At 61.3% G+C, this 11483-nt stretch carries 11 protein-coding genes; 6 read left to right on the top strand and 5 right to left on the bottom strand.

Annotated elements, in window-relative coordinates:
- Positions 1 to 23: 23 nt before the first annotated feature.
- Entirely contained in the window at positions 24 to 1946 is a 1923-nt protein-coding gene (locus tag HF931_RS10320) for a tetratricopeptide repeat protein (RefSeq protein ID WP_273239997.1), read from the bottom strand.
- Between the two features lie 138 nt (positions 1947 to 2084).
- Positions 2085 to 3767: an electron transfer flavoprotein-ubiquinone oxidoreductase gene (locus HF931_RS10315; RefSeq protein ID WP_035554806.1), complete on the bottom strand. Its 1683-nt coding sequence runs from the start codon at positions 3765 to 3767 to the stop codon at positions 2085 to 2087.
- 94 nt (positions 3768 to 3861) lie between these two features.
- Here HF931_RS10315 and HF931_RS10310 point away from each other — a divergent pair, with 94 nt between their 5' ends.
- Entirely contained in the window at positions 3862 to 4650 is a 789-nt protein-coding gene (locus HF931_RS10310) for a uracil-DNA glycosylase (RefSeq protein ID WP_035554804.1), read from the top strand.
- Here the strand turns inward: HF931_RS10310 and HF931_RS10305 are convergent, their stop codons facing one another.
- Positions 4651 to 5127, bottom strand: coding sequence for a hemerythrin domain-containing protein (locus HF931_RS10305; RefSeq protein ID WP_035554802.1), 477 nt, complete (start codon positions 5125 to 5127; stop codon positions 4651 to 4653). It abuts the gene before it with no gap.
- An 89-nt stretch (positions 5128 to 5216) separates the two neighbouring features.
- On the opposite strand from HF931_RS10305, the gene HF931_RS10300 reads away from it, so the two are divergent.
- The 4 genes from HF931_RS10300 (at position 5217) to HF931_RS10285 (ending at position 8193) form a co-directional block, all read left to right on the top strand.
- Positions 5217 to 5900, top strand: coding sequence for a TIGR04283 family arsenosugar biosynthesis glycosyltransferase (locus HF931_RS10300; protein WP_035554800.1), 684 nt, complete (start codon positions 5217 to 5219; stop codon positions 5898 to 5900).
- The gene (locus HF931_RS10295) at positions 5900 to 6505 is read left to right on the top strand and encodes a TIGR04282 family arsenosugar biosynthesis glycosyltransferase (protein ID WP_273239994.1); all 606 of its coding nucleotides are present in this window, start codon (positions 5900 to 5902) and stop codon (positions 6503 to 6505) included. The genes HF931_RS10300 and HF931_RS10295 overlap by 1 nt, the downstream gene beginning before the upstream one ends.
- Before the next feature lie 71 nt (positions 6506 to 6576).
- The gene (locus HF931_RS10290) at positions 6577 to 6987 is read left to right on the top strand and encodes a BLUF domain-containing protein (protein WP_051602883.1); all 411 of its coding nucleotides are present in this window, start codon (positions 6577 to 6579) and stop codon (positions 6985 to 6987) included.
- A 117-nt stretch (positions 6988 to 7104) separates the two neighbouring features.
- Positions 7105 to 8193: a PA0069 family radical SAM protein gene (locus HF931_RS10285; protein WP_273239992.1), complete on the top strand. Its 1089-nt coding sequence runs from the start codon at positions 7105 to 7107 to the stop codon at positions 8191 to 8193.
- Here the strand turns inward: HF931_RS10285 and adhP are convergent.
- Positions 8190 to 9218 (bottom strand): alcohol dehydrogenase AdhP, encoded by a 1029-nt coding sequence (gene adhP / locus HF931_RS10280; protein WP_035554796.1) that lies wholly within the window; start codon positions 9216 to 9218, stop codon positions 8190 to 8192. The two genes, HF931_RS10285 and adhP, sit on opposite strands and share 4 nt — an antisense overlap.
- A 292-nt stretch (positions 9219 to 9510) precedes the next feature.
- Between adhP and HF931_RS10275 the strand changes: the two genes are divergently transcribed.
- Entirely contained in the window at positions 9511 to 10593 is a 1083-nt protein-coding gene (locus HF931_RS10275) for a site-specific DNA-methyltransferase (RefSeq protein ID WP_035554794.1), read from the top strand.
- 38 nt (positions 10594 to 10631) lie between these two features.
- On the opposite strand, the gene HF931_RS10270 is transcribed toward HF931_RS10275, so the two are convergent.
- On the bottom strand, positions 10632 to 11471 hold the full coding sequence (locus HF931_RS10270) for a hypothetical protein (protein WP_241764236.1): 840 nt from the start codon (positions 11469 to 11471) through the stop codon (positions 10632 to 10634).
- Between the last annotated feature and the right edge of the window lie 12 nt (positions 11472 to 11483).

Raw genomic sequence — 11483 nt, 5'->3', positions numbered from 1 at the left:
GTCTCAGCTGCCTGACAGTTTCGTCAGATATCCTGCCGGTCGATCTCGCCGTCACCGATGGACACGCTTGGCAGGGCCTGACGCTCTGGTTTTGGCGTCGTCAGGCCATTGGCCAGCTTGTCTTCCAGCTCAGCGCGCTGCGTTGCCGGTGGACGGGCCTCGATCGCATTTTGCCAGGCTTCGCGCGCGGCTTCCTCATCACCCTGATGCCAGTAGATGTCGCCCAGATGGGTTTCGATTTCCCAATGCTTGTGCGGCTCCAGCTTGGCACGTGACTGTTCGATCAGGCGCTGCGCATCCTTCAGGTGACCGAGGCGATAATAGGCCCAGCCGAGCGAGTCCGCGATATAGGGATCACGCTCTGCCAGTGACCGGGCACGGTAGAGGATCTTGAAGCCCTCTTCGTACTTGTCAGTATTCTCGATCAGGAAATATCCGAGTGAATTCAGCGTGTAAGGGTCGTTCGGACGCCCCAGAAGCTCTGTGCGCAAAATGGCCAGCGCGGGATTGATCTCTCCCACCTTGCCAAGCGCATTGGCCAGCGCCATGCGCCGGTCGTGCGTATCGTCCAGCTCCCGGGCCTTCTCGGCATGGTAGGCCGCCGCCTTGAGGTCTCCGAACTGGTCATTGATCTCGGCGGCCAGCCCGTGGGCGGAGGCACGCTCGGCCTGATTGGAGGCCAATGTGATCACTTCCTCCACCAACTCAGTCGACCCGTCCTTGTCGTGAAGCATCGTGCGCAGCTGCAACGCGCCATAGAGCGTCTGCAACCGGTCATCCTCATCGGTGATTTCCAGCGCGCGAGTAACGGCGGCGCGGGCCTCGTCTTCCTTGCCGGACATGATCAGCGCCTGCCCGGCAGCGATCTGCAACGAGGCGGTATCTTCCGGCGCGCTCATCGCGACATGGGCGACACCTTCATAGAGCGCGTGCTCGTAAAGCTGGTCGATGACAGCGGCGCGCAGGCCTTCGTCTTCCGGATTTATCAGCAATGCCACCTGATCAAACGCCGAGCGCTGGTCGTCAAAGCCTTCGATCTGGCCGCCCATCATGATGGTGCGGATGATGCGCTGTTCCTGCAGGGCGCGGGACACGTCGGCCAGCGACTGGGTAAAGGCGGCGGGCACGTCCAGCGCTTCATTGTCGAGGTTCTTGCCCGTTTCCAGGCTTTCCAGCGCAGCGGCGTAGCTGATCGCCTCTTCCGGCTCGGCATCGGCGAGTTTCTGATACACGGCCTTCGCTTCCTCGATCCGGTCAAGGCGCTGCAGCAGTAAGGCGTGGCGGGAAATCACCGTCCGGACATGGCTGTAGAGCAGGCCCTTCGGGTCGAATTGGTGTTCCGGGGCCTCGATCTCTGCGGGCGTCATGAATTCATAGACGGCGAGCGCCTGCTCCGGCCGGCCCAGCGCCTCAAGCATGGCGGCCAGCGAAAGGTCCCCGGTCAGGCCCGGCATGGAGCCTGCAGCGCCGCGATGGCGCTCAATCGCTTCGTCCGGCTTGCCTTCCATTGCCAGCAGCCATGCGTCGAGGAAGGCGTAAAACCCGGTCTCGCCATCTTCATCATCCTGGCTGTTGGAGGATTGCAGGATGTTGCGCGCGGCCAGCATGTCGCCATCAGCGGCGCGGTCCAACGCGAGGAAGGCGTCGAATAGCGGGCTGACGTCCCGGTCTTCTTGGGACAGGCCGGAGGTCATTTCCAGAAACGCAGCCATGTCCCCTGCCTTCACCGCGTCCAGCGGCGCGGGATACGCGGAGATGCCGACCGGCATGCCATTGTCGCCGATGACCGCCGTGGCGCGCGCGGCCGGGGACAGCGGAATGCTGCTATCTACAATTGGCGCGTCGATCTCGGCGACAGGCTGCGCCGGGGCCGGTTCAGTGGCACAGGCGCTCATCATGGCGGAAAGGGTCAGGGCAGAGGCGGCAAAGGTCAGTCTGAAATGCATGGTAACGAGGCTTGCTCCGAATTCGCTTTGGCTGTGAGTGAAGCAGCCGGATGCGGCGAGAGCAAGGCGCGAAATGGAGAAAGCGCGGCAGGGTTAACCCCACCGCGCTTTCCGGAAACCATGACCTGAGAGGCCTGATTACATGTTCGGATAGGCCGGGCCGCCACCGCCTTCCGGCACGGTCCAGTTGATGTTCAGATTCGGATCCTTGATGTCGCAAGTCTTGCAGTGAATGCAGTTTTGCGAGTTGATCTGGAACTTCAGCTCTCCGCCTTCCTCGATCCACTCATACACACCGGCCGGGCAGTAGCGCGCCGACGGACCGGCATACACGTCATGCTCGGACGCCTTCTGAAGCGCCATGTCCTTCACGACAAGGTGAACAGGCTGGTCTTCGCCGTGATAGGTGTTGGTGAAGGACACATTGGTCAGCTTGTCGAAGCTGATCACGCCATCGGGCTTTGGATACTCGATCGGCTTGAATTTCTTCGCCGGTTTGAGCGCCGCTGCATCGGTCTTGCCGTGGCTGAGTGTGCCGAAGAAGGAGAATCCGCCGAACAGGCTGGAAATCCACATTTCGAGACCGCCGAGCGGAATGCCGATCGCCGTACCGAGCTTGGACCAGAGCGGCTTCACGTTCCGCACCTGCTTCAGCTCCTTGTAAACGGAAGACGCTTTGTAAGCCTCTTCATAATCCGTCAGCACGTCGCCCTGACGGCCACCCTTGATGGCTGCATAGGCGGCTTCAGCGCCCATCATGCCGGTCAGGATGGCGTTGTGGCTGCCCTTGATGCGGGGCACGTTGACGAAGCCTGCGCCGCAGCCGATCAGGGCGCCGCCTGGGAAGGCCAGCTTCGGAACGGACTGGAAGCCGCCCTCGGTGATCGCCCGCGCGCCATAGGCCACGCGCTTGCCGCCCTGAAGGTGTGGCAGAACGGATGGGTGGTGCTTGAAGCGCTGGAATTCCTGATACGGCGAGATGTACGGGTTCTCATAGTTCAGGTGAACCACGAAGCCGACCGATACGAAGGGCTCGCCATTGTCGCGGAAGTGATAGAGGAAGCTGCCGCCGCCAGTCTTGTTGTCGAGCGGCCAGCCCATCGTGTGCTGGACATAGCCTTCATTGAATTGCTCTTCCGGGATGGACCACAGCTCTTTCAGGCCGATGCCGAATTTCTGTGGGTCACGGCCCTCGTCCAGATTGTACTTGGCGATCAGCTGCTTGGTCAGCGAGCCGCGTGCGCCTTCGGCAAACAGGACGTATTTGCCGAGCAATTCCATGCCTGGCTCATAGTCGGCCTTGTGAGAGCCATCCGCCGCGATGCCCATGACACCGGCCACGATGCCCTTCACTTCGCCATTCTCGCCCAGCACCAGGTCTGACGCGGCAAAGCCCGGGAAGACTTCAACGCCCATATTCTCGGCTTCCTGTCCGAGCCAGCGGGCCACATTTGCCAGCGAGCCGGTGAAATTGCCGTGGTTCTTCATGAAGCCCGGCATTGGCAACCAGGAAATGTCCGCTTCGCCGTTTGGCCCGAGAAATTTGAACTTGTCGCCGGTCACTTCTGTCTTCAGCGGGCGATCATCGCGCGTGCGCCAGTCAGGGATCAGCTTGTCGAGGCCGACCGGGTCCATGACCACGCCGGACAGGATGTGAGCGCCGATCTCGCCGCCCTTCTCGATCACGACCACTTCAATGTCTTCGCCAGCTTCCTGTGCCAGCTGTTTCGCGCGGATCGCCGCGGACAGACCCGCAGGACCGCCGCCGACGATGACCAGGTCATATTCCATCGACTCGCGCTGAATAGCGTCATCAGCCATTGGTTTCTCCTCCTTGCGGGTGATAGGTTGCCCGCTCATAAGCCCATTTGGTAAAGCAATTACAGCGTCTATCAGGAAGGTCCAGAGCGTCCAGATGCCCGCCCCTGCGTCAATTGATGCAATTCAGGCCCTCACCGAATGGTGGGGCGACATGGGCGTGGAGGTCGATGACGCCACGGTACAGGCCTATTTGAAGGTCGCCGAGGGCGCCGCGCCAGCCGCGCCTGCAGTCTCTCCAACGCCTGTACGGCGTCCGCGTCGCAAGAAAGTCGACTGGGTGGAAGAGGCCCGAAACGCCGCTGCGGCGTGTGATTCGGTCGAAGCGCTGAAAGCGGCCATCGAAGCCTTTGAGGGCAGCCCCCTGAAAGCCGCTGCAGAAAAAACCGCCGTCTATGATGGCACACCGGGCGCGAGCCTGATGGTGATCGGTGAAGGCCCCGGTCCGGAAGAGGATCGTCGCGGTGTCCCTTTTGTTGGTCCGGCCGGACAATTGCTGGACCGCATGCTGGCCGCGATCCAGCGCGACCGTAAGGAAAATGCCTTCATCACGAATGTGAATTACTGGCGCCCGCCCGGAAACCGGAATCCCGAAGCCGAGGAACTGGCTGTGTGCCGCCCCTTCGTGGACCGGATGATCGAGCTGACCCAGCCGAAAGTGATCATCGCGGCGGGCGGCGTTCCGGCGAAATCCCTGTTGGCAAGCTCGGATGGCATCATGCGGCTGCGCGGCACGGAACATGTGTACAAAACGGCGGGCGGCTTTGCCGCGCCGCTGATCCCGATCCTGCATCCGGCCTATCTTTTGCGCCGCCCACAAGACAAATCCCGCGCATGGCGGGACTTGTTGCTGGTCGAACAGCGGCTTGGGGAACTGGGAGGATAATCACTCCTCCAGAGCGGCTTCGGCCTTTTCGTCTACGATCTTGCGTTCGCGTGCCTTGCGCTTGAGGAAGGACTGGCTGATCGCGCCGTCTTCATCCTTGCCGATAACCTTCTTCGCCACCGGGAAGATCTCTTCTTCTTCCTCGTCGATGTGATGCTCATAGTCATGGCGCAGCGTCTTGAAGCGCGTCATCCAGCCGGGGGAGCTCATATCCATCTCGTCCAGTTCCTGGATGATGTCGTCGAGTTCCTTGTGCTCGGCAACCGAATGGCGGCCCTTGGGCTGGCCGTCTTCCTTCTCCATCAGCGGGCTGTAGAAGGTTTCCTCTTCTGCTGCGGCGTGGCCACCGACATCATAATAGAACTGCTTCCAGAGCTCGCGACGGCGCGAGGAATCGCCGGTCGTCTCTGCCAGCTGGGCGAGCAACTCGCGATGTTTGTCATGGTCTTTCTTCAGGGTTTCGTAAATCGACGGCATGTGAGGGATCCTTGTTCAATTCTGTCCCTGCTGAACGTGTTAACCGCTCGTCGGTTCCGCAGCGCACAATTGCCTGCTAGGGGAAATTCATGGCCGCCCCACTCTCTCTCATCATTCCCACACTGAACGCCGCCCCCAGCCTGCCGGACTGTCTGCAGGCGCTGATGCCGGGGCTGGAGCTGGGCCTGATCCGTGAGGTGATTGTCTCTGATGGCGGCTCTGATGATGCAACGCCGCGCATTGCCGGGGACACAGGCGCGACACTGGTGACCGGCGCAAGCGGGCGCGGGGCACAGCTTGCCGCCGGCGCGAAGGCCGCGCGGGGCGAGTGGTTGCTGTTCCTGCACGCTGACACGTATCTCTCCCCCGACTGGGCCGAACGTGCCGCGCACCATATGGACACTCGGCCCGGCAAGGCGGCGGCCTTTACGCTCAAGTATCGCTCGGATGATCGCGCAGCCCGCTGGCTGGAGGCGCGCGCCAATCGCCGCGCCCGCTGGCTTGGCCTCCCTTATGGCGACCAGGGCCTGCTGGTCTCCCGCAAGCTGTATGACGAGATTGGCGGTTATGCGGATGTGCCGCTGATGGAAGACGTGATGATCGTGCGGGCGCTGGGCAAGGCGCGGCTCTCATTCCTGAGTGCTGAAGCGCGCACCTCCGCCGAGAAATACGAACGCGATGGCTGGCGCAAACGGGCCTGGGGCAATGCCGCCCTGCTGACGCGGTTCCTGCTCGGGGCAAAGCCGGAGACGCTGGCAAAGGCGTATCACTGATGCGCCGCGCCCGGCTTCTCATCTATGCCAAGCCGCCGCGTATGGGCCTTGCCAAGACACGGCTTGCCGCGGGTATGGGCCGGACGGAGGCACGCCGCATTGCCCATTTCACGCTGGCCCGCACCATGCGCGCGGCCGCGGCCAGCGGGCTGGACGTGTCGCTGTATCTCTCACCCGACCGCGCGCTGGGCGAAACGCTGGGGGGCCTGCTGCCGCCACATCTGCCGCGCGTCAGTCAGGGGCCGGGCACACTGACCGAGAAGCTGACAAAAGGGCTTGCTGACTCCCCAAACGGGCCGGTCATGTTCATCGGCACGGATGCGCCGGACATCAGCCCCGCCCTGCTCTTGCGCGCCGAGCGGCTCTTGTCGCGCAATGACGCCATCTTCGGCCCGGCGACAGATGGCGGATTCTGGCTATTCGGGTTGAACAAAAGGCCCGGTTTGCCACCTATGTTTGAAAACGTGCGCTGGTCAGGGCCTCACGCAATGGCCGATCTTCGCAAGAATCTGCCTTCCGGCTTTCGCGTGGCCCTGTTGCCAACGCTACAGGACGTAGACACGAAGGAAGATTGGAAAATCTGGAGTGCTGACAATCTCTGTTAACTTGATTTAAGTTATCGAACAAAATCTGGAAGCGGTGTCCAAGGGGGGCGCGCTCAGGCAACAGGACACCTATGAAAAGACTGATCTATATCAGCACAGCAATCGACACGATTCAGGAAAGCGATATCGACGATATCGTGGCAACGGCTCAGCGCGTAAACGAGGTGCAGAGCCTGACGGGTGTGTTGCTGTTCAATGGCCTGAACTTCCTGCAATTGCTGGAAGGCCCGCAATCGAATGTCGAGAATATCTACAATCGCATTCTGACCGACAAGCGACACGTTTCAGTGACGACTGTCCTTGTTGAACCAGCCCAGCTGCGGATCTTTTCAGACTGGCGCATGGTCGCGCGCAAGACGCCGGAGCTGCAAAGCAAAGAGAAGTTCAAGAAGATGCACGTCATGACAGATGTGCTCGACCGCGAGATGCCCGTCAGCGTGCGCAAGGTGTTTGATAATTTCGCCTCCCTGAAGGGCATCTGATTTCACAGGTTTCCGCCAGACGCGGCAACAAATGTTCTTGATTTGTTCTTGGCGCTGTGGCCTGTTCTCTTCATGAGGACAGGACAGAAACTTTCGCCCAAGGGCCGCGTCACACTGATGGACACCAACGCCGCGCAGGAACGCTTTGAACATCGCGGGCGCGGCGCCGTTTCCAATCAGACTGGCCGGTATGAAAAGCAGACTCATCATGCCTTTGACGATGGCTGGGGCACGATAGAGGATGATGCCGGGCGGCTGGAAACGGTCCTGATGAAGGATACCGCCCGCAAGATCATCACTTACAACAAGTCGCCGGACATCTCCTTTGACCGGACTGTGAACCCCTATCGCGGCTGTGAGCATGGCTGCATCTACTGCTTCGCCCGGCCCACGCATACCTGGGAAGGGCTTTCGGCCGGTCTCGATTTCGAGAGCAAGCTTTTCTACAAGGAGAACGCGGTCGAATTGCTGAAGCGGGAGCTGTCAAAACCCGACTATGTGCCGCGTGTGATCGCGCTGGGCATGAACACGGATGCCTACCAGCCGGTTGAGCGGGAACAGCGCCTGACCCGCGAATTGCTGGAAGTGCTGTACGCTTATCGCCACCCGGTCAGCCTGCTGACAAAGTCTGCCCTGATCCAGCGGGACATCGACCTGATCGCGCCCATGGCCAAGGCCGGGCTTGCCCGTGTCGGCGTGTCCATCACCACGCTGGACCGCACACTCTCCCGCAAGATGGAGCCGCGCGCCGCAACGCCCCAGAAACGACTGGACACGATGCGCGCACTGGCCGATGCGGGCATTCCGGTCACCGCCATGACCGCGCCAATCATTCCCGGCCTGAACGATCACGAGATTGAAAGCCTTCTGGAAGCGGTGTCCGATCATGGCGCGACCCGGGCGGGCTATGTGATGTTGCGCCTGCCCTATGAGATCAAGGACCTGATCCTCGAATGGCTGGTGCAGCATGTGCCGGACCGGGCCGCGCGGGTGATCAACCTTGTCCGGGAAATGCGCGGCGGGAAGGATTATGACGCCACCTGGCATGAACGCATGCGCGGCGGCGGGCCGATGGCGGACCTGATTTCCAAACGGTTTGGCCGCGCCATCGCAAAGCTCGACATGAACCACCCGGTAGAGCCCCTGCGCACGGATCTGTTTCGCGTAGTCGAGGACAGAGGCGGCCAGATGCGACTGGATGTCTAGGCGAAATCGAGCACAATTCTCCCGTCGATACCGCCTTCCAGCATCTTGTCAAAGACGGTGTTGATCTCTTCCAGGCGCGCGGTAGCCGTGTGCGCGCGCACCCTGCCCGCCGCTGCAAAATCCAGCGACTCCTGAAGGTCGAGGCGGGTGCCGACAATTGAACCGCGCACCGTGATGCCGTTCAGCACCATGTTGAAGATGGACAGAGGAAAATCACCAGGCGGCAAGCCATTCAGCGACACGGTCCCGCCGCGACGTACCATGCCGAGAGCCTGTTCGAACGCTTTCACCGAAACCGCTGTAACAAGGGCGCCATGTGCCCCGCCGATTTCCTTGCGCAGGAAAGTCGCCGGATCCGTCTGGGCAGCATTCACCGTCACCTCTGCCCCCAATTGCCTTGCGAGGGCGAGCTTGGACTCGTCAACATCGACTGCGGCCACACGCAGTCCCATTGCGCGCGCATACTGGACTGCCATATGGCCCAGCCCGCCAATGCCGGAAATCGCAACCCAGTCGCCGGGCTTTGTGTCGGTCACCTTCAGCCCCTTGTAGACGGTCACTCCGGCGCACAGGACCGGCGCAATCTCTACGAAGGAGATATTGTCCGGCAGGTGCCCGACATAATTCGGGTCGGCGATGACATATTCGGCAAAGCCGCCATTCACCGAATACCCGGTATTGCGCTGGCTCTCGCACAGGGTCTCCCATCCGCCGAGGCAATGCTCACAATGTCCACACGCCGAGTAGAGCCACGGGACGCCCACGCGGTCGCCCTCCCTGACATGCGTAACGCCAGCGCCAACGCCGGACACGTAGCCCACACCTTCATGACCGGGAATGAAGGGCGGTTGCGGCTTGACCGGCCAATCGCCGCGCGCGGCGTGCAGATCCGTATGGCATACGCCGCACGCCTCGATCTTTACCTGAATTTCCCCTGGCCCCGGCTTCGGCGTCTTCACCTCCTCGATCACCAGCGGTTTGCCGAATTCCCGCACCACGGCAGCCTTCATCGTAGCCTCAGTCATGATCTTTCTCCGTTGGACTGACGCGCACCGTAATGCGCACGGCAGAAAACGGGATAAGGACATTTCCCGAGTAAGACGCAGCAGCAGGATGCCCACGCTGATTTCACAGGGTTTCCCGAGCCTTGTGCACAGGATTATCCACAACTCTATCCACAGGTCATTTTCGCTGTTAGTTTCGGACCCGAAATATTTCCGGGCTGATTCGGATGCGCAATAATTAGGGATTCAGAAACCGACCTCCGGCACTGATTCGCGCTTCGATACGACATCTTGTGCAAGCGGGGCTGAACCTATGGAACTACAGAAAAACGTGATCATGCAGGGCGATTGCATCGACATCCTGTCCCGTCTGCCGGACCGGTCGGTTGATCTCGTCTTTGCCGACCCGCCCTACAATCTGCAGCTTGGCGGCGGCCTGACCCGTCCGGACCAGTCGCACGTGGCCGGCGTGGACGATGACTGGGACAAGTTCGACAGTTTCGACGCCTATGACCTGTTCACCCATCAATGGCTGGAAGAATGCCGCCGCGTTCTGAAAGATGATGGCGCCATCTGGGTGATCGGCTCGTATCACAACATCTTCCGCGTTGGCGCGATCCTCCAGGATCAGGGCTTCTGGATCCAGAATGATGTGATCTGGCTGAAATCCAACCCGATGCCCAACTTCAAGGGCACCCGCTTCCAGAACGCCCACGAGACCCTGATCTGGGCGGGCAAGTCCGAAGCCTCGAAATGCACATTCAATTATGATGCGCTGAAAGTCTTCAATGACGACAAGCAGATGCGCTCTGACTGGATGATCCCGCTTTGCACCGGCGGCGAGCGCCTGAAGGATGAAGACGGCAAGAAGGCCCACCCGACGCAAAAGCCGGAAAGCCTGCTGCAACGCGTGCTGCTGGCCACAACCAATCCGGGCGACACGGTGCTGGACCCGTTCTCCGGCACGGGCACAACCGCCGCCGCCGCCAAGCGCCTTGGCCGCAACTATGTCGGCATCGAGCGCGACGAAACCTATATCCGCCTCTCCCGTGCGCGCCTGAAGGCCATTGAGCCGATCGAAGGCGCGGTGCTGGAAACGGAGAAGAGCAAGAAATCCCTGCCGCGCGTCCCCTTTGGCGCGCTGCTGGAAAGCGGCTGGCTGAAGCCCGGCGACCGCCTGTTCAGCCCGCAGCGTCGCTATCAGGCGCGCATCCGCGTCGACGGCTCACTGACGACCGGCACCATTTCCGGCTCGATCCATCGTCTCGGCGCGCATGTGCAACAGGCGCCGGCCTGCAATGGCTGGACCTATTGGCACTATGAAGACCCGAAGCGGAACCTTGCGCCGATCGACTTGCTGCGTCGCCGCTATCGCGAGGAAATGGGGCTGAACTAGACCGCCCCCGGACCATCAGAAAACGAAGCGGCGCGGGATCACTCCTGCGCCGCTTTTTCTATGGAGGCATAATATCGCTGCCAGCAGGCCTGTCCGATCTTGTTGTAGGCGCGCATCTTGTCCGCCATTCGCAACAGTCCATCCTGATCGCCCAGCTCTGGCGGCAATAGCGGATCAAAGTTGATGGCGCGGATCACGGGCTGTCCGATCAGCAGCGTCTCGCGCGCCGCTGCATCCACCGCCTTCCCGTCCAGCGTGGCCATGCTCTTGTCCATTGTGTCGATTGCGTGCGCATAGGAGCGCGACAGCGCATCCGGCGACCACAGGCTCGCCCAATCCTGCGGCCCGGCCATCGCCATGTCGGACGCGCGCATGAGGATAATGTCCTCGTCCGCGCCGATCTCTGTCAGGCCCGCCCGGTGACTTTCCAGATCGCCTGCCAGATTTGCGGGCCGCACCCAGAAGCCTTCCTCCGTCTGCTGATAGCCGAACAGGGCCAATGCCCGCTCCCGCGCACGCAGCTGCTTGCGATCGCTGCGGCCGAGATGCCTGGTCAGCGCGACGAGCCAGTCACCATTCCAGTCGACCATGCGCCCGGCCACATGCTCCCACTGTTTAACCCGCCGCATCAACGCCTGCGCCTTCGGGCCGGGGGAATAGATGCCCCGCTCAGGGCTTTCCAGCAATTCATCCTTGATCAGCCGCGTAACGGCCACGCGCAAGGTCGACGCCTCGATCCCGAACAGGGCCGCGGCGTGGATCAACCGCCCGATCGCCTGCGGCGACGCATCCGTGCTGCTCATCAGGGACAGGACCAGCGCGCGGGCCGAAACGTCTTCGGGGGTCAGGGGCTCATAATAATACACAAATTGACTCATACTGCCTTTTTA

The organism is Hyphomonas atlantica corrig. (assembly GCF_017795365.1).
GTDB lineage: Bacteria > Pseudomonadota > Alphaproteobacteria > Caulobacterales > Hyphomonadaceae > Hyphomonas > Hyphomonas atlantica.
Note: the sequence above shows the minus strand (reverse complement) of the source record. Positions and strands in the feature narration are given on the sequence as shown.